The sequence below is a fragment of the Massilia sp. LMS1-1-1.1 genome (genome assembly GCF_040815535.1).
In the GTDB taxonomy this organism is placed as follows: Bacteria; Pseudomonadota; Gammaproteobacteria; order Burkholderiales; family Burkholderiaceae_D; genus Janthinobacterium; species Janthinobacterium aestuarii.
This window is the reverse complement of the sequence record NZ_JBFPNG010000012.1, coordinates 312,960-336,441: the sequence shown is the minus strand read 5'-3', so window position 1 is coordinate 336,441 and position 23,482 is coordinate 312,960. Positions and strand designations below refer to the sequence as shown.

Sequence of the window (23,482 nt, the reverse complement as noted above, 5' to 3'; positions counted from 1 at the left end):
GCCGGTGATACAATTTTCCCGCTTCACGGGCGTTGCCGGCCATTGCCGCCAACGCCCGTGCCCATAGAGACACCCAAGGAGAATGTGTGAAGGACCTCGCCCCCGCCCTGCCAGCCGATCCGGCCGACCAACCCGCCAATCCCTCGCGCCGGCGCATTTTCCAGGCTGCTTCCGCAGTCGGCCTGGCCGCCAGCCTGCCGGCGCTGGCCGACGCCGCGCCCGCCAAAAAGACCATCGCCAAGGGTTCGCTCGACGCGAAACTCAAGGCGCACGTCAAGAACGTGGTCGTGATCTACCTGGAAAACCGCAGCTTCAACAACCTGTTCGCCAACTTCCCCGGCACCAGCGCGCCCCTGTCCGCCGTCACGGCCGAACAGGCGCAGCAGCTGGACCGCGACGGCAAGCCGCTGGCCACGCTGCCGAAGATCTGGGGCGGCCTCGTGCCGAACCAGCAAAATATCGGCGGCACCGATTACCTGATCAAGGAAGACCAGATTTCCGGCCTGCCCAACGCGCCCTACAAATTGAGCGACGCGGCCGGCAAGCCCCTGCCCGAGAGCATCATCACGCGCGACCTCGTGCACCGCTTCTATAACAACCAGATGCAGATCAACGGCGGCAAGAACGACGGCTTTGCCGCGTGGGCCGACAGCGGCGGCCTGGTGATGGGCCATTACGGCGAAACGTCGAAAAACCTGAACCTGTGGCAGATCGCCGAGCAATACACGCTGTGCGACAACTTCTTCATGGCGGCCTTCGGCGGCTCCTATATGAACCACCAGTTCCTCGTCACGGGCCGCGCCAACGAATATTTCAATGCATCCGAAACGGCGGCGAAGAAAAAGATCGCCGTGCTGTCCGACGGCCCGCAAGGCGTGCGCCTGGCGATCTCGCCCGACTGCCCCGCCTCCGCGCTGGACGGCAAGCCGAAATATGTGAACGACGGCGCCATCACGCCGGACGGCTATGCCGTCAACACCATGGCCCCGCCATATCAACCGAGCTACATCCGCCCCGCCTTCGACGGCGACCCGCTGCATGCCGACCCGGCCGACGCGAACACCCTGCCGCCGCAAACCTATGACACCATCGGCGACCTGCTGTCGCGCAAGGGCGTCAGCTGGGCGTGGTATGGCGGCGGCTGGCAAGCGGCGCTCGACCAAAAAGGCGGCGGCAGCAAGCCGAACTTCCAGTTCCACCACCAGCCACTGAACTACTTCAAGCAGTTCGCGCCCGGCACGGCTGCGCGCGCCGAGCACCTGCGCGACGGTGGCACAGGCGACAGCCCGATCTCGAACAAATTCCTCGCCGCCGCCGTGGCGGGCAAGCTGCCGGCCGTGACCTTCTACAAGCCGCAGGGCAATCTGAACCTGCACGCCGGCTATTCCGATATCGAATCGGGCGACCAGCACGTGGCCAACGTCATCCAGCATTTGAAGGAATCGCCGCAGTGGAAGGACATGATCGTCGTGATCACCTTCGATGAAAACGGCGGCTGGTGGGACCACGTGGCGCCGCCGAAAGGCGACCGCTGGGGCCCGGGCACGCGCATTCCCGCCATCGTCGTCTCGCCGTACGCGAAGAAAGGCGCCGTCGATCACAGTTTTTATGACACGACGTCGATCCTGCGCCTGATCACGCGCCTGCACGACCTGCCGCTGCTCGAGGGCCTGAAGGTGCGCAACGACGCGTTTGCGTCGCGCGGTGCGCTGCCGCCGGGCGACCTGACGGGCGCTCTGAGCTTCCGCTAAGCCACCCACAATGCGGCACGCCTGTGATACACTGCGTGCCGCACTTAAATCCGCAGGACAGGTATTCCTGACGGTTGTTCCAACAATGAGCCCGACTCCAGTAGCCGGGCTTTTGTTTTGTGGACGAAGCGTACAGAGTATTCACACCGCGGACAGCTTTTTGCCCGCTCCCCGGCGCCATGTTTTCGCGGCCGGGGACCAGAGGTTCAGAAATGAGAGATAAAAAAGACAACGCCACCATCGACTTGCCCGGTTTCGGCCCGCCGCCAGCGCACGAGGCGCCAGAGCCGGCGCCGGAACCGCAACGCCGCACGCGCGCGCGCAAGGTGGCGCTGAAGCAGGTGCAGCTTGAATTGCTGGAGCCGACCGACGCCACGGGCTTGCCCGTATGGACGCGCGACGCTGGCCTCGATCTGACCGGCTTGCCCATCTGGGCGCCCGACAACTAGTATCCCAACGCCGGCGGCCGTTTGCCGCCAGCTTCCACAACCATCCGCACAAGGGCGTATAACGCCTGTAGACTGTGCCCATCCACCCGCTTTTTACCGGCTCCGCCCTTATGAACACCACATCCGCCACCACTTCTTTTTCCAGCCTGCCGCTGACGCCCGCCTTTTTGGCCAACCTGGATTCGCTCGGCTACCACGAGATGACCACCATCCAGGCGCAAAGCCTGCCGGCGGTACTCGATGGCCGCGACCTGATCGCCCAGGCGAAAACGGGCAGCGGCAAGACGGCTGCCTTCGGCATCGGCATCCTGCACAAGCTCAATCCCGCCTGGTTTGCCGTGCAGGGCCTGGTGCTGTGCCCCACGCGCGAACTGGCCGACCAGGTGGCCAATGAGCTGCGCCGCCTGGCCCGCGCGGCCGGCAACATCAAGATCCTGACCCTGACGGGCGGCGCGCCGATGCGCCCGCAAATCGCCTCGCTGGAACACGGCGCGCACATCGTCGTGGGCACGCCGGGCCGTTTGCGCGACCACCTGGGGCGCGGCACCATCAACCTGAACCACGTACAAACCCTGGTGCTCGATGAAGCGGACCGCATGACGGACATGGGCTTTTACGAGGAAATCGCCGGCATCGTCAGCGCCTGCCCGGCGCGTCGCCAGACCCTGCTGTTCTCGGCCACGTACCCGGAAGATATCCGCCGCGCCACGGCGTCGTTCCTCGTCAATCCGCTGGAAGTGACGGTCGAGGCGCAGCACGACAACGACAAGATCGAGCAGCGCTTCTATGAAATCGGCTTCGATGAGCGCAATAGCGCCGTCGGCAAGCTGTTGAAACACTTCAAGCCGGAATCCACGCTGGCCTTCTGCAACACCAAGGTGCATTGCCGCGAGCTGGCCGACGAACTGCGCCAGCAAGGCTTTTCCGCGCTGGCCCTGTACGGCGAGCTGGAACAGCGCGAGCGCGATGAAATCCTCGTGCTGTTCGCCAACCGCAGCTGCTCCGTGTTGGTGGCCACCGACGTGGCCGCGCGCGGCCTCGATATTTCCGACCTGGGTGCCGTGATCAACGTCGACGTGTCGAAGGACACGGAAGTGCACATCCACCGCATCGGCCGCACGGGCCGCGGCAGCAAGAAGGGCCTGGCCCTGTCGCTGTGCGCGCCGAACGAGAAAAAATGGGTCAAGCTGATCGAGCAATACCAGAACAGCGCGGCCGAATGGCACGACCTGAAGGAGCTGGCGGAAGATGACGGCATGGAGGTGCTGCCGGCACCGATGGTCACCCTGTGCATCATGGGCGGCAAGAAGGACAAGCTGCGCCCGGGCGACTTGCTGGGCGCGCTGACGGGAGACGCTGGCCTCACCAAGGAGCAAGTGGGCAAGATCAACGTGTTCGAGTTCATGACCTACGTGGCGCTGGACCGCAAGGTGGCCGAAGCCGCGTTCAAGCGCCTGAACGCGGGCAATACCCTGGGCCGCGACTTCGGCAACATCAAGGGCCGCAGCTTCAAGATGCGCTTTATCGAGGCGTAAGCTGCTGCAATGCACGCAGGGCCGCCATGGTCCTGCGTCCCGGGTAGCTATCCCACGCGGGATGGCGCCGGCGGTAGTAGCAGCTCCAGTAACTGATGCTGCGCCGCTCCAGCGTGTCCACATACGCGGGGTTCTCCCGCAGGTAGCCCGCCAGCGCATCGGCATTCCAGGCCGGCAGCGCCGCGCCAATTGCCTCGATAATCTCCAGCACGTATTCGCCGCACAGGTGCACGACGAAAGGCACCGTCCACGCCCGCTCCTGCAGCAGCAGCTGCCTTGCACACGCTTCGCGCACATGGCCGTCATGGTGGCGCGTGCCGAGGCACAGGGCAATCACGCCCGCGTCGCCGGGCAGCTGCGTACAGGCCAACAATTGCTTGCCGTCGTAATACGTGCGCACGGGGATGCGCAGCAGCCTGCCATCCTGATGCACGTCAAACGGTGCCGACGGTGCATGTAGCTGGCCTGATGAAAGCACGGGCAGCAGCTGCGCCACAGTGCCGGCCAACGCGGCCGGAAAGGCATCCGCTTCAGCCATCGCGAGCTTCCTTGCACACCTTGCGCACGCCCAGCGCGGGCTTGTCCATCTTTTCAAAGATCACATTCGAATACCATTCGGCAGGATCGCCTTCGGTGGGCTTGCCCAGCGAAATATAAAAGCCGCCATGCGTGAACAGGGCCGTGGTTTCCTTGCCCGGCCTGGCGGCTTGCAGGAAGGCGGGCCAGGCTGCCTTGCCCACTGGCGTGAAACGCGCGGCCAGCAGCGCCAGCAAGCGCGCGTGCGTGGCCGGCGCATACGGGAACAGATACAGGTATTCGACCAGTTCACCGCCATCGGCCAGGCGCGTGACGGCGGATGTCGCCGCATCCACTTCACTGCCAAAACTGCACAGCACCCCGCCGCTGTAGGCGAAATCGATCACGGTCGCCGGCGCGCACGCCTGCCGTTCGCGGTCGATGCCGACGGGCGGCAGCGCGCGCACTTGCGCCAGCAGCGCCTCGCCGGAGGTGGCAAGCGCGGGAAAGCCCGGACACTCACTGGCCGCCCGGGCGGCAGAAAAGACAAGGCAACAACTCAGTATCAGCAAACGGCGCTTCACGGCATCTCCAGTTTCATCAGGCGGCCATTATGCCGGACATCGTCACAAAGGCCGTGCCTGTTGCCCCTGCGGCGTATCGTCGATGTCATAGCCGGCCGCGCGCGCCAGTGCGCGCAAGCGGTCCGCCTCGGCCCACTGGCGCTGCGCGCGGGCGATGGCCCGTTCCGCCATCCACGCCTGCACCGGCTGCGGCACGGCCACCTGCGCCGGCTGCCAGGCCAGCAGATCGAGTCCCAGGGCCACATCGAAACGGGCCATGGTGGCCTTTTTCACGGCGTCCGGCAGGCTGCTTTTCAGCAGCTCCCAGGCCACGGCCAGCGCGCGCGGAAAGTTCAGGTCATCGTTGACCTGCGCCGCAAAGCGCGCCAGCCACGCGGGATCAGCCTCCCCCTGTGCTTCGCAAAGGCCATGCACGCTGACGCGCAGGCGCGCCAGGCCGCTGCTGGCGGCGCGCAACGCTTCGTCCGTGAAATTGAGGCTGCTGCGGTAGTGGGCGCCCAGGCACAGGTAGCGGTAGGCCAGCGGATCGATGCCCTGCTCCACCAGGCTTTGCAGGCGTAAAAATTCGCCCGACGATTTCGACATCTTCGCATCCTGTGTTTTCAGGAAGGCGCCATGCAGCCAGAAGTTGGCCAGGCGCGTGCCGTGGCGCGCTTCCGTTTGTGCGATCTCGTTGCTGTGGTGGACGGCCACGTGATCCTCGCCGCCGCAATGGATGTCGAAATATGTCCCCAGGTGCTTTTCCGCCATGGCCGAGCATTCGATATGCCAGCCGGGGAAACCCAGGCCCCACGGACTGTCCCATTCCATTTGCCGCTGGCCAGGCACGCCGCTGAACTTCCACAGCGCGAAGTCGCAGATGTCGCGCTTCTCGCCCAGGTCCACCCTTTTCCCCGCCTGCAGGCCGTCGCGGTTCAGGCGCGCCAGTTTGCCATAGCTGTCCTGGCGCGTCGTGTCGAAATAAATGCCGTCGTCCGTGCGGTAGGTATAGCCCTTCGCTTCCAGGTCGAGAATGAAGGCGATCTGCTCGGCGATGTGGTCGGTGGCGCGGCACCAGACGGTGGGCGGCAGGATATTGAGTTGGCGCAGATCGCCCTCGAACGCGCGGGTAAATTCAGCGGCGATGTCCCAGGCCGACTTGCCGCTGCGGGCGCTGCGCGCCTCGATCTTGTCGTCGCCGCTGTCCGCGTCCGACGTCAGATGGCCGACGTCCGTGATGTTCATCACGTGGCGCACCTGCAAGCCGTTGAATTCGAGCGCGCGGCGCAAGCCGTCGACGAACAGATAGGTGCGCAGGTTGCCGATATGCGCGTAGTCGTAGACGGTGGGCCCGCAGGCGTACAGGCCCGCCTGGCCCGGGGCGATGGTCTCGAAGGGCCGCAAGCTGCGGCTATACGTGTCGTACAAATGAAGTGTCATGCGGGACTTTCATGCGCGTTGCGGAAAAAGAAAATGGCCACAGGTTTTTCAACGCTGTGGCCATCGGAATGAGGAATAAAAAGTTTAACGGCGCCGGGCCGCATCCTCGCGAAGCCAGGTACACGGACACAGCGCAGCGGCGGCGCGGTATGCAAGGACTGGAGGGAGGATGGAAGAGATCATGGAGACAATATCGCATGCGCGCGGGCGGGCCGTCAAGCCCTCCCGCGGCGCTGGCTTACTTTTTCGCCTGCTCGATATGCGGCAGCAGCACCGTCAGGATGCCCAGCAGCGGCAGGTAGGAGCATATTTTGTACACATAGGCGATGCCCGCCACGTCGGCCAGGTGACCCATCGCGGCGGCGGCGATGCCGGACACGCCGAACATCAGGCCAAAGAAAATCCCCGCGATCATGCCCACCTTGCCCGGCACCAGTTCCTGCGCGAAGACGACGATGGCGGAAAACGCGGATGAAATCACGAAGCCGATAATCACCGTCAGCACGGCCGTCCAGAACAGGTCGACGTAGGGCAGCAGCAGGGTAAATGGCGCGGCGCCCAGGATGGAAATCCAGATCACGCGCTTGCGGCCGATGCGGTCGCCGATGGGGCCGCCCATGAAGGTGCCTGCTGCCACGGCGGCGAGGAAGAGGAACAAATACAGCTGGGCATCGCCGAGCGACAGGTGGAATTTGTCGATCAGGTAAAACGTGTAGTAGCTCGACAGGCTGGCCATGTAGATGTACTTGGAAAATACCAGCAGGGCCAGCACGCCCAGCGCGCCCATCACCTTGTTGCGCGACAAATTAGGGCCGTGGCCGCCCGCCTTCGGCTTGAAGCTGGCCAGGTGGCCGCTGTACCAGTGGCTGACCTTGTACAGCACGCCGATGGCCAGCACGGCCAGCAGGCCGAACCAGGCGATATTGCCGTGGCCACGGTTGACGATGACGGCGGCCGCCAGCAGCGGACCCAGCGCGGATCCGACATTGCCGCCCACCTGGAACAGCGACTGGGCGAAGCCGTAGCGTCCGCCCGAGGCCATGCGCGCCACGCGCGACGCTTCGGGGTGGAAGGTCGAGGAGCCGACGCCGATCAGGCCCGAGGCGATCAGCAGGGTCGGGAAGGTCGACACGACGGATAGCATCAGCACGCCAGCCAGGGTAAAGCACATGCCGACGGGCAGCAGAAATGGCAGCGGACGGCGGTCCGTGTACAAGCCGATCCATGGCTGCAGCAACGAGGCCGTGCACTGGAACGTCAGGGTTATGAGGCCGACCTGGGTAAAACTGAGTGAAAACTCGGCTTTCAGCATCGGATAAATCGACGGCAATAATGCCTGGATCAAGTCATTGAGCAAATGCACGAAGGCGACGGCGCCCAGGATGTGCATGGCCAGACCGGATTGTTGTTGGGAACTATGAAGCGAAGGAGCCGCCGGCACGGACTTGGCCAATGCTGGAGCAGTTGTGGTTGTGTGCATGTGTCATCCGCAATAATCGGGCTCGGCGGGCGGCCCGGCAAAGAAGCCAGTATAGTATGGTCACTGAACTGATAACTTCCAATAATCGTCGCCCAAGTGACAACCAAGTGACAATCCAACGACCAGCATGTACACCCAACCACTGATCCAGACTCACCCTGATGGGGTGCCGTTCAGCCGCAGCACCAGCTCGCACGATTACCAGCACGTGCCGCGCCCCGTGACGGCCATGTCCAGGCAATATGCGGCGGGCGACTATACGGCGCCGCACAGCCACGTGCGGGCGCAACTGCTGTATGCGACGGAAGGCGTGATGCGCGTGTCCACCGAGCATGGCGTGTGGATATTGCCGCCGCGGCGCGCCCTGCTGATTCCCGTGGGCGTCGTGCACGAAGTCCACATCTTGAGCGAACTGAGCATGCGTACCGTGTACATCGATGCGCAGGTGGCGGCCCGATATGGCGACGATTGCAAGGTGCTGGAAGTGAGCCGGCTGCTGCGCGAGCTGATCCTGGCCTTGCTGGCCGAACCGGTCGAATATGCGCTAGAGGGGCGCGGCGACTGGCTGGCGCACCTGATCCTGTCGGAACTGGCGGCGGCCGATACCGTCCCCCTCGCCATCCCCTGGCCCCGCGACCGGCGCCTGGTGGCAGTCTGCTCGGCCATCATGGACGCGCCCGGCAGCCGGCGCAGTATCGAGGACTGGGCGCAGGACGCGGGCGCCAGCGCGCGCACCCTGATCCGCTTATTTCCCAAGGAAACGGGTCTGCACTACCGTCAATGGCTGCAGCAAGTCCACCTGGCCGAGGCCTTCTGCCGCCTGGACCGGGGCGAAGGCGTGGCGGCCATCGCTTATGCGCTGGGCTACGCCAGCCCCAGCGCCTTCAGCGCCATGTTCCGCCGCATCCTGGGCCGCACGCCGCAGCACTACCTGAGCGAGTGGCGCGCCGCCGAGTAAACGAAAAAAGCAGCCCGTGGGCTGCTTTCGTCAAGGCGTTTGCCGGCATTGTCGACACACCGGGCAAGGCGCCAATGACGGGCGCCACGTAGGTCGGCTTAGCGTGGCAACGGCGCGCGTAAGCCGACAAGCTGCGTTGCCGGCATTGTCGGCTTACGCTTATTCCTTCTCGCCGGCGATCAGGCGGTAGGCCAGCGCACCCAGCAAGGCGCCGATGATCGGTGCCAGCCAGAACAGCCACAGCTGGCTTGTCGCCCAATCGCCCACGTACAGGGCCACGCCCGTGCTGCGGGCCGGGTTGACGGAGGTATTGGTGACGGGGATGCTGATCAGGTGGATCAGGGTCAGCGCCAGGCCGATCGGCAGCGGGGCGAAGCCGGCTGGCGCGCGCTTGTCGGTGGCGCCCAGGATGACGATCAGGAAGAACATCGTCAGCACGATTTCAATGACCAGCGCCGACAGCATCGAATAGCCGCCCGGCGAATGGGCGCCGAAGCCGTTCGAGGCAAAGCCCTTGCTCACGTCGAAACCGGCCTGGCCACTGGCGATCACGTACAGCACGCCACCGGCCACGATGGCGCCCAACACTTGCGCGATGATGTACGGCAAAAGTTTATTGGCGGGAAAACGGCCACCGGCCCACAGGCCGATCGAGACGGCGGGATTCAGGTGACAGCCCGAGATGTGGCCGATGGCGTAAGCCATGGTCAGCACCGTCAGGCCAAACGCCAGCGCCACGCCGGCAAAGCCGATGCCAAGGCCGGGGAAGGCCGCAGCCAGCACGGCGCTGCCGCAACCGCCCAGTACCAGCCAGAACGTGCCGAGAAATTCGGCGCCATATTGTTTCATGATTATTCCTTTACATTGTCGAAAAAACGTACCCAGGGGACGACCAGTCAGACCGCTCATTGAGCTCGCCCTCACCGTATGGCGATGGCAAGGCAAAACACCAGCAAAGTACGGCTGCGCAATCGCAGCAGAGCGCGCATAATGACATATTGTCATTATCAAGGCAATATTAATATGATACGACAATATCAATAGTTTTTATGGAATCAACTATTATTTTGATAATTTTACTGGCGCTGGGCGGCGCATGTACTTTTGCGGCGCCTCCAGCGGCGTAAAACCAAAGTCCGCATACAGGCTGTGCGCATCATCCGTTCCCAGCATCCAGGCGACATCGCGCAAGCGCTCATCGCCGAGCACGGCGGCCACCATCTGCTTGCCATATCCCCTGCCCTGGAAGGCAGGCAGAACGAACACGTCGCGCAGGTACGCAAAATCCGTGTAGTCGGTGACGACCCTGGCGAACGCCACTTGCTGCCCATCCACATAGCCGCCGAAACACAGCGCGTTGGCGATGCCCTTGCGTACGGTTTCGATCGCCACGCCCCGCTTCCAGTACGACTGCTCGCTCAGGTAGCGGTGGATCATGGGCACGTCCAGCTCGTCGCGCTCGCTGGAAATGTGCAGTGGCGCGTGCATCAGTTCTTGGACAGCAAGTCGGCTTCGGCGATGCTGGGCTCGCCGAAGTAGACGGTGCGCGCGACGCCCTTGGCATCGCTGCCCATGTACACGCCCGTCATGCTGCGCGCGGCCGGGTCGTACAGGATGGTGTAATGGTGGCCGCAATTGTGCGGTTCGCAGACGCTGCTCAGCAGGCGTGCCTTGCCGTCGATCTCGACGGGCTTGAGCGGGCTGGCCACGCCATCGGGCACCCAGCGCTGCCGCTTCAGGCCCGCCTTTTTCAAGCCCACATTGAAGGCCTTGCGAAAGGCGTAGTCCGCCTTGTAGACGTCGGGGAAATAAGGACAGGTAGCGCCGCCGTCACAGCTTTGCGCCTGCTCGATCAGCGACAGCCTGGGCGTACGCGCTTGCGCCGGCATGGCGGCCAGCGCCACGGCAGCGCCCAGGAACAGGGGCAAGAGCAAACGTGCGGACATGCAATCTCCTAAAAACATCGGGTAATGCCGAAAGCATAGCAGAATGGCATGCTTGTGTGCGCGCCTCAGGGAGAACAGCGGATGCCGACCACCCCGTTGACCTTGCCTTCCGGCCAGCCCGTCTCGCGCCAGCGGTACACGCCGGGCGCGACGATGATCAATTGCCATTCCACCAGCTTGCCAGCGGCATTGAGGCGGGTTTCATTGTCATAGCGTAGCGTCAGGCTATGCTCCGTTTCCGCCACGACCGTCGCGGCAAAGCGGTTGGTTTCGCCCAGCTTGCTTTTCCACGTGCGGTCGTTGAAGATCGCCAGCCGCTGATGGTCGTCAGACAGCTGCATGCGCGTGAAGTGGCGTGCTTCTTCGCACACACTATTCGTATTCACGCTGTCGGACCAGCTGCCGGACAATTGCTCGGCATCGAAAGGAGTCGGGGTGGCGGCCACGGCGGCACTCAGCAGCAAGGTTGCAAGCATAGTTTATCGAAAGAAAACGAAAGGAATCATCATGGTCGGCGCAGCGCCAGGGTGATGCTCGATGGCAGTGCGGGCGTGCGCCGGTGCAAAGTCGCCTGCTCATAGGCATATGCCATCGCAATGAGCGGCTTCTCGCCGTGGGCAGGGCCGATGAAAGACAAGCCGACCGGCAAGCCCCCGGCCACGCCAGCGGGCACCGTGATGTGCGGCAAGTCGGGCTGCGGCTGCGCTACGCCGTGGCAAGTCGGCCCCACCAGCGCATCAAACCCATGCGAACGCAGCAGCGCGTCGATGCCGCCCGGCCCGGGCGCGGGAGGCAATTCGATCAGTTCCGCGCCCTGCTCGCGCAGCACGTTCAGCGCCTGCTCGATCACGGCATCGGTCCCGGCGCACAGGCCGAACAGGCTGCGCGCCACGCCGATGCGGCGCCCGTGCAGGCCGGCGGCATCAAACACCATGCCATCGGCCAGGCGCTCGCCGCTCAAGGCAGCGAGCAGCCAGGCCGCCTCGCGCACGCTGGGCGCCATCGGTCCGGCAGTGGCTGGCTCACCGCCCTGCCCGCCAGCGGCCCTGCCCGTGGGTTTGATGGCAACCAGGCCGCAGTTTGAAGCAGGCGCGACGATGGAGCCATCCGCCGCGCTGTCGACGGCCAGGATGGTGAGCCCGGCCCAGCTGGCACTGGCATGCGGCACGCTGACGGCCGCCCACTGGCGCAAATTGCTTTTGCCGATGATGACGGCGCCGGCCGCGCGCAAGCGCGCCGCCACGAAGGAATCGCAGCTGGCGTGCGTGGCCAGGGGCGCCTGGGTGCGCGTCTTCATGCGGTCGCCCGTGGCGATGTTGTCGCGCAAGACGACGGGGATGCCGTGCAAGGGGCCGCGCACCTTGTGCACTTGCCGCTCGCGGTCCATTTCCAGGGCGATTTTCAAGGCGTCGGGATTGATTTCAATGCCGGGATAGGCGCGCGCGCCGATGCTGCACAGGGAGCGGATGCGGGCCAGGTATTGCGACGTCAGCGCATGGGAACTGAGTTTGCCTGCCTGCATCATCTGCTGTTGCGGCAATACGCCGGCGTCGAGCAGATGGGCCATGGGACTGGCCGGCGCCGTGGCTCGGGCCAGTACGGGGCGCGACACGCTCCGGGACGCGCCACTGCGTAACATCTGACTGCGCTGCATCGTATCTCCAAGAAACTTCAATGTTTCTACCGCAATAATGTGCTAGCCATAGCATAGCAGTCCTTGCAAGCTAATAGTTGTGATAAGGAATTATTTTCCAAGCAAAAAAAAACGCCGCCCGAAGGCAGCGTTTCTTGATGGTCCAGTACTGGAGCAAATCAGTTGCGTACGACACGCTTGTATTCGTTGGTACGGGTGTCGATTTCGATGACGTCGTCCTGTGCCACGAACAGTGGCACTTGCACGGTGTGGCGGTGCGCGTCGATGGCGTTTTCGATCTTGGCTTCTTTCAGGACGTTGCCCGAAGTGTTGCCCTTGACCGCTGGCTCCGAGTACACCACTTGACGGGCGATGGTCGTAGGCAGTTCAACGGAGATAGCTTTGCCGTCGTAGAAAATGGCTTCGCATTCCATGCCATCTTTCAGGTAGTTCAGCGCTTCGCCCAGGTTTTCTTCTTCGATTTCGTACTGGTTGTACTCGGTGTCCATGAACACGAACAGCGGGTCGGCGAAGTACGAATACGTCACTGGCTTTTTATCCAGAACAACAACGTCGAACTTGTCGTCGCCGCGGAACACGTTTTCCATCGGGGTGTTCGTCAGAAGATTTTTCATCTTCCATTTGTAGGTGAAGCCCGTGCGGCTCGAACCGTTGACATCAGAACGCAACACGATCATAGGCTTGCTGTCGACCATGATGATATTGCCAACACGAATTTCTTTTGCGGGTTTCATAGGAATGTACGTAAAAAGTGGGTTGCATGAAGACCATCTGCCGCCTGTGCGCCATCAGCGCCGCAAGCTTGCGTTTGATCGGTTAAAAATACGTTAGAAATAACCGGGCATTTTACCTTAATTTTGGGCAAGCGCCTATCTCGTCGCGCCAGCGAACGCCAGCAGGTTACTTGCCAGATCGCCATTAGCCTGCATCTGCCGCTGCCAATCATGTGCACGCGCCCGGATGCGCGGCAGATCGGCCTGCAATGCGTGCCACAGCTGGGCCCATGGCAAGGCGTCCGCGCTGGCGCCATTCCAGGCCAGCGCCGCCTGCACCAGGCTGTCGATGGGGCCGTCCGCGTCCACGGCATAGCGCTGCAGGAAGGCGCGCAATTTCACGTGATGCAAGTTTTCATCCTGCAGATAGATGTGCCAGAGAAACGGCTGGCCCGCCCATTGCGCGCGTACAAACGAGTCTTCGCCACGCACCAGGTTCACGTCGCAAGCCCACAGCAGACGGTCGTAATCGTCTTGCGGCACGAAAGGCAGGACGCGCACGGTAAGCGCGCCGCGCGTGCGCGCCGCCCCGGCCATCGCCGCATCGTCGCCGATAAACGCTTGAACGGCATCGAACGCGACGCCTTCCGGCACCAGGCATGTCACGGGTTCGCTGCCCGCCTGCCAAGCCGCAAACAGCTCGGCGACGGGAGCGGATGGATAGCAGAACAGCGACACTTTCAAGGCGCGCATTTCCGCCGCCGTCACGCCGAATCGCCCGAGAAATGCCGCCATGGCGGACGCATCGGACTGGAACGCCAGACGCCGCTCGTCGAGCGCCGCTTCGCGCAGCAAGCCACCCGTTTTATCCGTGAAGCCGGGGAAGAAGAAATGCTTGATCATGCCGTGGCGCGGCGACGTCAGCGCATGACAGCCCTCGACCCACTCTTCCGCCGTCAAGCCTTCCAGGTTCAGCCACACGGGCTGGGGCGCGCACTGCGCCATGGCGGCGATATAGCCGGGCGGAATGTCGCAGGCAAAGAATTCGATGACGATGTCGGCGATATCGGCTGGCGCAAACACGCCATCCTGGCCGCGCCAATGGCGGACCATAACACCGGACACCTGCTGCGCTTCGGCTGCCACGTCGATCGCGGGGCAAATGCGCTGGAAACTGGCCAGATCGTCGACCCACAGGGTGACGGCCACGCCGTGCTCGCCGCCCAACTGCCGCGCGAGGCGCCAGCAAATGCCGATATCGCCGTAGTTGTCGACGACTTTGCAGAAGATGGCCAGGGATGGCGCGCGATCGGTAGCTAATGGCATATTCAAAGGAGAAGAGAAAAACGTGACATGGCAGCCCATAACAAAAAAGCCGCACTGTTACCAGGCGGCTTTGTTGTTGGCTGATTCAGCCGGTCTGGCGTCCCCAAGGGGATTCGAACCCCTGTACTCACCGTGAAAGGGTGATGTCCTAGGCCTCTAGACGATGGGGACAGAAAATCTGTCCTGAATGCGCTGCTCTGCATCCCGACCTTGTTACTACGCGAATCTGGCGTCCCCAAGGGGATTCGAACCCCTGTACTCACCGTGAAAGGGTGATGTCCTAGGCCTCTAGACGATGGGGACAGAAATCTGTCCTGAATGCACTACTTCGCATCCTGACCCGGTACTGCAGCGATATGACAGAAACAAAAAAAGCCTGACTTGTCAGGCCCGTTCAGCACTGCACTCTTACTTTACAACGAAATCCTGGCGTCCCCAAGGGGATTCGAACCCCTGTACTCACCGTGAAAGGGTGATGTCCTAGGCCTCTAGACGATGGGGACCTGTGCTGGCTTTACTCTCAGCGGACTCTTCGTTGAAGGCTTTGCTTAGCCCCTCAAAAAAGCGTGCGCGAAGTATAGCATGGGGTGATTCACGAAATCAACTGCCAAGGGTTTTATTTTGCATCTTATTTGCAGGGATCTCGCTATGAGGCAGAAGATGCTCGTGCGATATGGCAATACTGCGTTATTGCGATTTCAGCAGGCGCAAAAAAAGCCGCATAAGCGACTCGACATGAATATGGATGTTGATTTGGGTCGACGGTGTTGTCGGATTACGCTGCGCTAATCCGACCTACGCCACATTCCCCCGAGGGTATGGTGGAAATACTTTGCCAAAATAAAAAAAGCCGCTCGAGGCGACTTTGATTTATTCACTACCTGTTTCTGCGCTGTTGGTGGAGGTAAGCGGGATCGAACCGCTGACCTCTTGCATGCCATGCAAGCGCTCTCCCAGCTGAGCTATACCCCCCGGGCGCAGAAACACTGCTACTTCTTTACTACAACACCAGACTGAACTGGCGTCCCCAAGGGGATTCGAACCCCTGTACTCACCGTGAAAGGGTGATGTCCTAGGCCTCTAGACGATGGGGACCTCGGCACTACATTTACTTCTTTACCTCTGCGCTGTTGGTGGAGGTAAGCGGGATCGAACCGCTGACCTCTTGCATGCCATGCAAGCGCTCTCCCAGCTGAGCTATACCCCCCGGGCGCAGAAATAATAAAAGCCGCACTTGGCGACTTTGTTCCACTACTTGCTTTCCATCCAGATTCCGTTTTTACGGGCCTGAACTTACAACAATCAGTACAAACAACTGCCACTACTATACCACAACAACCTGGCGTCCCCAAGGGGATTCGAACCCCTGTACTCACCGTGAAAGGGTGATGTCCTAGGCCTCTAGACGATGGGGACCGCGGAACTTCCAAACAACATCTGCACCACTTCAACGACTAACAAAACCTGACTGCGATTTTGCTGCTGGTGGAGGTAAGCGGGATCGAACCGCTGACCTCTTGCATGCCATGCAAGCGCTCTCCCAGCTGAGCTATACCCCCGTTGGTGCAGAAACAAGAGTATAGCAAAGAAGTTTCACTCTGCAAATACCCTTTTTCGTCTATGAGCAACTTTTCATAGGGGCGGTTTCCGCACCGTATTTTTACGCGTATTTAAGAGCGGCGATTACAGCCACTTTGCCAGGCGCGCCAGCACGGTGTCGCGGCCGAAGATCACCACTACCTGGTCGATGGCCGGGGTCTGCAACTGGCCCGTCAAAATCAAGCGCAAAGGCATGGCCAGCAGCGGCATCTTGATGGTATTGGCGGCCAGCACTTCCTTGATCATGGCGGCCACGGCTTCCTTGCTCCACTCCACCGTGGCGATGCGCTCGGCAAACTGCGCCAGCACGGGCTTGATGGCATCCGTGATGTGCTGCGCCACCAGTTCCGCTTCCGGCTGCGGCTCGCGGAAGAACAACATCGAAGCGGCAGCCAGTTCATTGACCGTGTTGGCGCGCTCTTTCATCATGCCCAGCACTTGTGCCAGGTCCGGCGCGCCTTCGAAGACGGCGCCGGCAGCGACCATTTGCGGACGGGCCAGGTCGGCCAGACGCGTGTTGTCGGCCTGCTTGATATAGTGATTGTTCAGCCAGGCCAGTTTTTCATTGTTGAACTGGGCGGCGGACTTGGACAGGTGGTTCAGGTTGAACCACTGGCAGAACTGCTCGGTCGAGAACACCTCATCGTCGCCATGGCTCCAGCCCAGGCGCGCCAGGTAGTTCAGCATCGCTTCCGGCAGGAAGCCTTGCGCCGGGTAATCCATCACGCTGACGGCGCCGTGGCGCTTCGACAGCTTTTCGCCATCCGCACCAAGGATCATCGGCAGGTGGCCGTACAGCGGCAGCGGTGCGCCGATGGCGCGCAGGATATTGATCTGGCGCGGGGTGTTGTTCACATGGTCGTCGCCGCGGATCACGTGGGTGATCTGCATGTCCCAGTCATCGACTGCCACGCAGAAGTTGTACGTCGGCGTGCCGTCCGGACGCGCGATCACCAGATCGTCCAGCTCGCGGTTCGAGATCGTGATCGTGCCCTTGACCACGTCGTCCCAGCTCACGTCGCCATCGAGCGGATTCTTGAAACGCACGACGGGCTTGCGGTCGGCAGGAATGGCCGGCAGGGTCTTGCCCGGCTCCGGGCGCCAGGTGCCGTCGTAGCGCGGCTTTTCGCCAGCGGCGCGCATGCGCTCGCGCATCGCTTCGACTTCTTCCGGCGACGAGTAGCAGTGGTATGCCGTGCCTTCGGCCAGCATCTGCGCCACCACTTCGCGATAGCGGTCCATGCGCTGCATCTGGTAGAACGGGCCTTCGTCGTGGTCCAGACCCAGCCACTTCATGCCTTCGATGATGGCTTGCACGGCTTCCGGCGTGGAACGCTCCACATCCGTGTCCTCGATGCGCAGCACGAAGGTGCCGCCGAAGTGGCGGGCATACGCCCAGCTGTATAAAGCGGTGCGGGCGCCGCCCAGGTGCAGATAGCCGGTCGGGCTGGGAGCGAAACGGGTACGGACGGGAGTAGCGGTTGTGGTCATCGAAGTAATCAGGCTTGAATAAGTAAAACGCCATTTTACTACCTAAGCAAAGCCCTAAGGCAAACCCCGGGTCAGTCACTTCGTGATCGAAATGGGGCCCACTGGGTCCCATTTCCCCTGAGGGTCGGACCCCGGTCCTTCAAGGGGCTTGTCTTATAGTGCCAGCAGCCGCCTTTTCACCTCGTCCGCCTGCGCATGCAGCGCCTGCTCGAACAGGGCCACCAGTTGCGACAAGGGCCGGTGCAAAGGCTTGACCAGATTCACGGTGAACGGCAAGGACACGGCAAAGCGGCGGATCTGCAAGCCCTGCCCCGCATAGTCGAGGGCCGTGAGCGGATTGACGATGGCCAGCCCCACGCCTTCGCGCACCATCGCGCACACGGAAGCGGCGCTGTGCGTGTCGAGCGCCATGCGCCGCTCCACGCCGGCCTGCGCGAAGATGGCGTCGATCTGCTGGCGATACGGGTCGACGGCGGCCAGGCTGATGAAAGGCTGGCCCGCGAAGTCCGCCGGCTGCAGCACGGCCTTGCCGGCGAGCGCATGGCCGTCGGGCAGCACGCACACTTCATCGACGGACATCAGGGTGGCGAGCGCGGTGCCCGGCGGCGCATTGCCCACTTCCGTCAGGCCGATATCGTGGCGCTGCGCCGACAACCACTCTTCCAGCAGCGGCGACTCCTGCGGCGTGATGCTGATGCTCACCTTGGGAAAATCGGCGACGAAGCGCTTGCACGCCTGCGGCAGCAAGGACTGGGAAAACACGGGCAGGCAGGCGATCGACAACTGCCCCTGGTCGAACTGGCGCAAGGCCGCCGCCGTGCTGACGATGCGTTCGAGGCCGAAGTACGCGCGCTGCACTTCCTCGAACAGCTGCAGCGCCTGGGCCGTCGGACGCAACCGTCCCCGCTCGCGCTCGAACAGGGTCAAGCCCGTCAAATGCTCGAGGCGCGCCAGCTCGCGGCTGACGGTGGGCTGCGACGTGTGCAGCATGGCGGCGGCGGCCGTCACGCTGCCCGTCGTCATGATGGCGCGAAAGACTTCGATATGGCGCAGGGAGATAGTCATGGCCATATCATAAATGAATAAGGTCAGCTTAAATGGATATTTTATGTTTAACCAAAAAAACCGCATCATGGCCAGCTTCGCAGATCGGATTAGCGGGCAAAGCCCGCGTAATCCGACACCACCCCACAACATGACAAAGACAACCACCATGAAACCAGTGCCAGACGCCTCCCTCGCCCAACTCGCCCAGGAACACGGCACGCCATTGTGGGTGTATGACGCGGCCACCATCCGCGCGCGCATCGCCCAACTGGCGCAGTTTGACACCGTGCGCTTCGCGCAAAAGGCCAATTCGAACATTCACCTGCTGACATTGATGCGCGAAGCGGGCGTGCACGTGGATGCCGTCTCGCTGGGCGAAATCGAACGCGCGCTGCAGGCAGGCTTTACGCCGGCGCAAACGCATGGCGCCGCTGGCGTGGTGTTTACCTGCGACCTGTTCGACCGCGCCACCCTGGCGCGCGTGGCGGCAGCAAAAATTGAAGTCAATTGCGGCTCCGTTGACATGCTGCGCCAGCTGGGCCCCGTGTCGCCAGGCCACCGCGTCTGGCTGCGCATCAATCCCGGCTATGGCCATGGCCACAGCAACAAGACCAACACAGGCGGCGAAAACAGCAAGCACGGTATCTGGCACGAAGAGCTGCCGGAGGCGCTGGCCGTCATCCGCGCGCATGGATTGCACCTGGTGGGCCTGCACATGCACATCGGCTCGGGCGTCGACTACAGCCACCTGGAAACCGTCTGCGGCACCATGGTCGACCTGGTCAAGAACATGGGCCACGACCTGGAAGCCATTTCCACGGGCGGCGGCCTGTCCGTGCCTTACCGCGAAGGCGAGCAGCCCGTCGACACGAATCATTATTTCGAGCTGTGGGATGCGGCACGCAAGCAGATCGAGGCGCACCTGGGCCATCCCGTGCACCTGGAAATCGAACCGGGCCGCTTCCTCGTGGCCGACGCGGGCCTGCTGGTGGCCGAAGTGCGCGCCACCAAGCAAATGGGCGGCAACCACTTCACCCTGCTCGATACGGGCTTCAATGAACTGATGCGCCCCGCCATGTACGGCAGCTACCATGAAATGTCGGTGATCGCGCATGATGGCCGCGCACTGGACGCCAGCCCCGCATGCGCCACCGTCGTCGGCGGCCCCTTGTGCGAATCGGGCGACGTGTTTACCCAGCGTGATGGCGGCGTGGTCGAAACACGTCTGCTGCCAGCAGCGCAGGTGGGCGACTACGTCGTCTTTGAAGGCGCGGGCGCGTATGGCGCGTCGATGTCGTCGAACTACAACAGCCGCCCCCATGCGGCCGAATACCTGGTCGATGGCGAGCAGTCCCGCTTGATCCGCCGCCGCCAGACGGTGGCCGAGCTGATCGCGCTGGAACAACTCTAAGCGGCTTCAACAGCGCGCCGCGTGCGGGCATGCGCATCTGCTAACATCGGGGCAACTCGATGAAAGCCCGCCATGCCCGCCACCACCCTTGCCCGCCGCAGCGGCAGTTTCTTGCTGCCCCTGCTGCTGTCCGCCATCCTCGCCGGCTGCGCTTCACTGCCCTCGCTGGAAAGCCGCATCCCCTCCAACGTCATCGCCGACACAAAGCATACCCAATTGGCCACGGCCATTGCGCCCATGGTGGCGCAGCATCCGGGCGTGTCCGGCATCTATCCGCTGGTGGACGGGCGCGATGCGTTTGCCGCGCGCGCCCTGCTGGCCGCCGCGGCGCAGCGCAGCCTGGACGTGCAATACTACATCTGGCACAAGGACATCACGGGCACCTTGCTGTTCGATGCCTTGCGCCAGGCGGCCGAACGGGGCGTGCGCGTGCGCCTGCTGCTCGACGATAACAACACGGGGGGACTGGACCAGACCCTGACCATGCTGGGCAAGCAGCAGAATCTGGAAATCCGCCTGTTCAATCCCTTTATTCCCCGCACGCCGCGCGCGCTGGCATTTGCCACGGATTTTTCGCGCCTCAACCGGCGCATGCACAACAAATCGTTCACGGCCGACAACCAGGCCACCATCGTTGGCGGGCGCAATGTGGGCGACGAATATTTTGGCGCGGCCGGCGACGTGCTGTTCGCCGACCTGGACGTGCTGGCCATCGGCCCCGTCGTCGATGACGTCTCGCACGATTTCGACCGCTACTGGAACAGTGCCTCGGCCTACCCGGCCAGGCTGCTGCTGACGAGCCCAGTCGAAGGCGACGCGGCCACCATCGCCGCCGAGGCGGACCGCATCGACGACACCAAGGCGGCCGAGGAATACGTGCAGGCGCTGCGCACCTCGCCCTTCGTCAAGCAGATGATGGAACGCACCTTGCCCTTCGAATGGGCCAGGACGCGCATGGTCAGCGACGACCCGGCCAAGGTGCTGGACAAGGCCAGGCCCGGCACGGGCGTGGCGGAAAACCTTCAAAACCTGCTGGGCGTGCCGGAAAAGGAAGTGGACCTGGTGTCGCCGTATTTCGTGCCCGGCAAATCGGGCACGCAAGCCTTTGCCGACCTGGCGAAAAAGGGTGTGGGCGTGCGCATCCTGACGAATGCGCTGGAAGCGACCGACGTGGCGGCCGTGCATGCCGGTTATGCGAAGTGGAGGAAACCGCTGCTGGAAGCGGGCGTGCTGCTGTATGAATCGCGCCGCTCGTGGGAAGCAGGCGATGCGCGCGAACAGACGGGCCGCTTCGGCAGTTCCGCATCGAGCCTGCATGCGAAGACCTTTGCCGTCGACGACCAGCGCATCTTTGTCGGCTCGTTCAACTTCGACCCGCGCTCGATCGAGCTGAATACGGAAATGGGCCTCGTCATCGACAGCCCCGCGCTGGCCAGCCAGCTGGGGCTAGCCATGCGCACCACGATCCCGCAGCGCGCCTACCAGGTGCTGCTGGGCGACGACGGCGCGCTGTACTGGCTCGCCCGCGACGCCAGCGGCGCCACCACGCGCTACGACACGGAACCAGGCACCAGCGTGTGGAAGCGCATGGGCGTGGCGATCCTGTCGGTGCTGCCGATCGACTGGTTGCTGTAAGCGGTTTTGCCAACGTTGTTGTCGGATTACGCTCTTCGCAAGGTCATTGTAGGTCGGCTTAGCGCGCAGCGCGTAAGCCGACAACACCACAAACCTGGCCAACTTTGTTGTCGGATTACGCGGGGCTTTGCCCCGCTAATCCGACCTACGCTCTACGCAAGGTCATCGTAGGTCAGGTTAGCGCAAAGCGCGTAACCCGACAAGCGCGTAGCACCTCCCTTTTACCGCACCGCTTCCGTCAAAATCCGCCCTTCCGACGCCGACGGCTGGCGTATGCGCAGCAGGTGGGCCAAGGTCGGCGCGATGTCGACCACTTCCGCGTACTGGCCATAGGCGCCCGGCTTGATCCAGCGGGGGCCGAAGACCATCAGCGGCACGTTGGTGTCATACGTGTAGGGCGTGCCGTGCGAAGTGCCACCGCTGCCCTTGCCGAAGTACCAGGCCGGTTTTGTCACCAGCATCAGGTCGCCCGACAGCTGGCGGTTCCAGGCGCGGCGCATCAGGGTGTCCATGCGCGTGGCGACGGCTCCCGTTTCCATCTGCGTGCGCGTGTAGACTTGGGCCAGGCCGTCCTGCTGCATCAGAAAGCGGGCCGCCGCGTCTTCCAGGGCGGCGCGATGGACGCCGCGCTTTTCCGCCAGCGCGTAATCGAGGTAGATATTCGGCAGTGACGACGCCGTCACCAGCTTGTCGATGCCCAGGGTTGCGGCCAGGTGCTGGTTCAGCGCATCGACCAGTTTGGCGCCGTCGATGCGTTTGGCGGAGAAGCCGCGCGTTTCGGAAAATTCCGGCACGTTGGCAAAACCATGGTCGGCCGTCAGCACCACGAGCACGTTATCCATGCCGACTTTTTTATCCAGGTCGGCAAAGAAGCCGGCCAGCATGCGGTCCAGGCGCTGCAGGTGGTCGTGCGACATCTTGCTTTCCGGGCCGTAGGCATGGTTCACGTAGTCGTGCGCAGACAGGCTCACGCCGAGGATATCGGGCACGCCGGCCGGGTTGCGGCCCAGGTTCTCGCCATCGATGGCGGCGCGGGCGAATTCCAGGGTCAGCTCATCGAGGAAGGGACCGGATTTCAGGCGGCTGTAGTACTCGCCATCAAGCTTGCCGCTGTCGCTGTAGTAGGCAAACGGGAAGGTGTTGCGCGTGCCCGGCTTGGCCGCCACGATGTCATCGCGGGCATCATTGACATAGGCCGCATCGGCCAGCAGCGGCGTCCAGCTCTTGCCGTAATAGCGGCCCTGCGGCTTGGCGGCCTGGTAGCGCTGCACCCATTGCGGATGCTGCTGCATATAGTAGGTGCTGCTGGCGAAATTGCCCGTCTTTTCCATGTACATGTACGCCGTGCCCGTTTTCCCGGCCAGCAGGATGGCGCCCCGGTCCTTGCCCGACACGGTGACGACCTTGGCCTTGTCGCCCGTGGAATAACGCAGTTCGTCGCCGAGGGTGCTCACGCGCAGCCTGGTCGGCGCCGTGCCGTCGTCGGGTTGCGTTTCTTCGCCGATGTAATGGAAATTGCCATCCTCGGTGCAGTACACGGATTTTTTCGTGACGGGATCGATCCAGTTATTGCCGATCACGCCATGCTGGTAAGGATAGGCGCCCGACAGCACGGCCGAGTGGCCGATGGCGGTGACCGTGATGCCGTGCGCCTGGTGCGCATCGCTGAACCACGCGCCCTGCTCCAGCAGGCGGCGGAACCCGCCCTGGCCGAACTGGTCGCGGTAGCGCGTCACCTGCTCTTGCGGCAAGCCGTCCACTACCAACACGACGACCAGCTTCGGCTGCGCCGCAGAGGCAGCAGCAGGCACCGCCTTGGCCGCATGCGCCTGGCACGCCGCCACGCCAGCGACCAGCAGCAGCGCCTGCGCCAGTTGTCGGGAAAGGGAGAAATGTTTCGTCATATCCGCTCATCAAAAGTTAGGCCACCGGGCAGCATACGCCGACTATATGACACAATAATGACAA

At 62.8% G+C, this 23,482-nt stretch carries 20 protein-coding genes and 8 tRNA genes; 6 read left to right on the top strand and 22 right to left on the bottom strand.

Going from position 1 to position 23,482, the window contains the following annotated elements; translation table 11 throughout:
* Nucleotides 1-86 precede the first annotated feature (86 nt).
* The 3 genes from MRBLMS1_RS11535 (at nucleotide 87) to dbpA (ending at nucleotide 3,735) form a co-directional block, all read left to right on the top strand.
* The gene (locus MRBLMS1_RS11535) at nucleotides 87-1,751 is read left to right on the top strand and encodes an acid phosphatase (RefSeq protein ID WP_072454770.1); all 1,665 of its coding nucleotides are present in this window, start codon (nucleotides 87-89) and stop codon (nucleotides 1,749-1,751) included.
* A gap of 212 nt (nucleotides 1,752-1,963) precedes the next feature.
* Entirely contained in the window at nucleotides 1,964-2,200 is a 237-nt protein-coding gene (locus MRBLMS1_RS11530) for a hypothetical protein (RefSeq protein WP_034758223.1), read from the top strand.
* A gap of 110 nt (nucleotides 2,201-2,310) precedes the next feature.
* Complete coding sequence (gene dbpA, locus MRBLMS1_RS11525) at nucleotides 2,311-3,735, top strand: ATP-dependent RNA helicase DbpA (protein WP_485879488.1); 1,425 nt, start codon at nucleotides 2,311-2,313, stop codon at nucleotides 3,733-3,735.
* On the opposite strand, the gene MRBLMS1_RS11520 is transcribed toward dbpA, so the two are convergent.
* From MRBLMS1_RS11520 to MRBLMS1_RS11505, 4 genes are all read right to left on the bottom strand, one after another.
* Complete coding sequence (locus MRBLMS1_RS11520; protein ID WP_485879487.1) at nucleotides 3,722-4,273, bottom strand: hypothetical protein; 552 nt, start codon at nucleotides 4,271-4,273, stop codon at nucleotides 3,722-3,724. The two genes, dbpA and MRBLMS1_RS11520, sit on opposite strands and share 14 nt — an antisense overlap.
* On the bottom strand, nucleotides 4,266-4,835 hold the full coding sequence (locus MRBLMS1_RS11515; protein WP_485879486.1) for a hypothetical protein: 570 nt from the start codon (nucleotides 4,833-4,835) through the stop codon (nucleotides 4,266-4,268). The genes MRBLMS1_RS11520 and MRBLMS1_RS11515 overlap by 8 nt, the downstream gene beginning before the upstream one ends.
* A 42-nt stretch (nucleotides 4,836-4,877) precedes the next feature.
* Nucleotides 4,878-6,254 carry a cysteine--tRNA ligase gene (gene cysS / locus MRBLMS1_RS11510; RefSeq protein ID WP_485879485.1) on the bottom strand — a complete coding sequence of 459 codons (1,377 nt, stop codon included), beginning with the start codon at nucleotides 6,252-6,254 and terminating at the stop codon, nucleotides 4,878-4,880.
* Nucleotides 6,255-6,492: 238 nt separating this feature from the next.
* Nucleotides 6,493-7,644 (bottom strand): MFS transporter, encoded by a 1,152-nt coding sequence (locus tag MRBLMS1_RS11505; RefSeq protein ID WP_252866992.1) that lies wholly within the window; start codon nucleotides 7,642-7,644, stop codon nucleotides 6,493-6,495.
* A 217-nt stretch (nucleotides 7,645-7,861) separates the two neighbouring features.
* Here MRBLMS1_RS11505 and MRBLMS1_RS11500 point away from each other — a divergent pair, with 217 nt between their 5' ends.
* Nucleotides 7,862-8,692, top strand: coding sequence for an AraC family transcriptional regulator (locus MRBLMS1_RS11500; protein WP_485879484.1), 831 nt, complete (start codon nucleotides 7,862-7,864; stop codon nucleotides 8,690-8,692).
* 159 nt (nucleotides 8,693-8,851) lie between these two features.
* On the opposite strand, the gene aqpZ is transcribed toward MRBLMS1_RS11500, so the two are convergent.
* The 17 genes from aqpZ to MRBLMS1_RS11415 all read right to left on the bottom strand — a co-directional run bounded on the left by aqpZ (nucleotide 8,852) and on the right by MRBLMS1_RS11415 (nucleotide 18,486).
* On the bottom strand, nucleotides 8,852-9,541 hold the full coding sequence (gene aqpZ, locus MRBLMS1_RS11495; RefSeq protein WP_485879483.1) for an aquaporin Z: 690 nt from the start codon (nucleotides 9,539-9,541) through the stop codon (nucleotides 8,852-8,854).
* Between the two features lie 213 nt (nucleotides 9,542-9,754).
* Nucleotides 9,755-10,180 (bottom strand): GNAT family N-acetyltransferase, encoded by a 426-nt coding sequence (locus tag MRBLMS1_RS11490; protein ID WP_485879482.1) that lies wholly within the window; start codon nucleotides 10,178-10,180, stop codon nucleotides 9,755-9,757.
* On the bottom strand, nucleotides 10,180-10,638 hold the full coding sequence (locus tag MRBLMS1_RS11485) for an Ivy family c-type lysozyme inhibitor (protein WP_189396718.1): 459 nt from the start codon (nucleotides 10,636-10,638) through the stop codon (nucleotides 10,180-10,182). The genes MRBLMS1_RS11490 and MRBLMS1_RS11485 overlap by 1 nt, the downstream gene beginning before the upstream one ends.
* 65 nt (nucleotides 10,639-10,703) lie before the next feature.
* On the bottom strand, nucleotides 10,704-11,114 hold the full coding sequence (locus MRBLMS1_RS11480) for a hypothetical protein (RefSeq protein ID WP_219329826.1): 411 nt from the start codon (nucleotides 11,112-11,114) through the stop codon (nucleotides 10,704-10,706).
* Nucleotides 11,115-11,143: 29 nt separating this feature from the next.
* The gene (locus MRBLMS1_RS11475; RefSeq protein ID WP_485879481.1) at nucleotides 11,144-12,250 is read right to left on the bottom strand and encodes an amidase family protein; all 1,107 of its coding nucleotides are present in this window, start codon (nucleotides 12,248-12,250) and stop codon (nucleotides 11,144-11,146) included.
* 200 nt (nucleotides 12,251-12,450) lie between these two features.
* A complete protein-coding gene (locus MRBLMS1_RS11470; protein WP_034758247.1) occupies nucleotides 12,451-13,026 on the bottom strand; it encodes an elongation factor P in 576 nt (191 codons plus the stop codon).
* A gap of 135 nt (nucleotides 13,027-13,161) precedes the next feature.
* Complete coding sequence (gene earP / locus MRBLMS1_RS11465; RefSeq protein WP_485879480.1) at nucleotides 13,162-14,331, bottom strand: elongation factor P maturation arginine rhamnosyltransferase EarP; 1,170 nt, start codon at nucleotides 14,329-14,331, stop codon at nucleotides 13,162-13,164.
* A 95-nt stretch (nucleotides 14,332-14,426) separates the two neighbouring features.
* Nucleotides 14,427-14,502 (bottom strand) — tRNA-Glu (locus MRBLMS1_RS11460).
* A 56-nt stretch (nucleotides 14,503-14,558) separates the two neighbouring features.
* Nucleotides 14,559-14,634: transfer RNA gene (locus tag MRBLMS1_RS11455), tRNA-Glu, on the bottom strand.
* Nucleotides 14,635-14,758: 124 nt separating this feature from the next.
* Nucleotides 14,759-14,834, bottom strand: a tRNA-Glu gene (locus tag MRBLMS1_RS11450).
* 393 nt (nucleotides 14,835-15,227) lie between these two features.
* Nucleotides 15,228-15,303, bottom strand: a tRNA-Ala gene (locus tag MRBLMS1_RS11445).
* Nucleotides 15,304-15,350: 47 nt separating this feature from the next.
* Nucleotides 15,351-15,426: transfer RNA gene (locus MRBLMS1_RS11440), tRNA-Glu, on the bottom strand.
* A 36-nt stretch (nucleotides 15,427-15,462) separates the two neighbouring features.
* Nucleotides 15,463-15,538, bottom strand: a tRNA-Ala gene (locus tag MRBLMS1_RS11435).
* Nucleotides 15,539-15,671: 133 nt separating this feature from the next.
* Nucleotides 15,672-15,747, bottom strand: a tRNA-Glu gene (locus tag MRBLMS1_RS11430).
* A gap of 67 nt (nucleotides 15,748-15,814) precedes the next feature.
* Nucleotides 15,815-15,890 (bottom strand) — tRNA-Ala (locus MRBLMS1_RS11425).
* A gap of 124 nt (nucleotides 15,891-16,014) precedes the next feature.
* Complete coding sequence (gltX, locus tag MRBLMS1_RS11420) at nucleotides 16,015-17,421, bottom strand: glutamate--tRNA ligase (protein ID WP_128139883.1); 1,407 nt, start codon at nucleotides 17,419-17,421, stop codon at nucleotides 16,015-16,017.
* Nucleotides 17,422-17,574: 153 nt separating this feature from the next.
* Entirely contained in the window at nucleotides 17,575-18,486 is a 912-nt protein-coding gene (locus tag MRBLMS1_RS11415; protein ID WP_139092551.1) for a LysR family transcriptional regulator, read from the bottom strand.
* A gap of 148 nt (nucleotides 18,487-18,634) precedes the next feature.
* Here MRBLMS1_RS11415 and lysA point away from each other — a divergent pair, with 148 nt between their 5' ends.
* Together lysA and MRBLMS1_RS11405 are read left to right on the top strand one after the other, a co-directional pair.
* Nucleotides 18,635-19,879 (top strand): diaminopimelate decarboxylase, encoded by a 1,245-nt coding sequence (gene lysA, locus MRBLMS1_RS11410; RefSeq protein ID WP_485879479.1) that lies wholly within the window; start codon nucleotides 18,635-18,637, stop codon nucleotides 19,877-19,879.
* A 72-nt stretch (nucleotides 19,880-19,951) separates the two neighbouring features.
* Entirely contained in the window at nucleotides 19,952-21,514 is a 1,563-nt protein-coding gene (locus MRBLMS1_RS11405; RefSeq protein ID WP_485879478.1) for a phospholipase D family protein, read from the top strand.
* Between the two features lie 221 nt (nucleotides 21,515-21,735).
* Here the strand turns inward: MRBLMS1_RS11405 and MRBLMS1_RS11400 are convergent, their stop codons facing one another.
* Nucleotides 21,736-23,418, bottom strand: coding sequence for an alkaline phosphatase family protein (locus MRBLMS1_RS11400; RefSeq protein WP_485879477.1), 1,683 nt, complete (start codon nucleotides 23,416-23,418; stop codon nucleotides 21,736-21,738).
* Nucleotides 23,419-23,482: the final 64 nt, after the last annotated feature.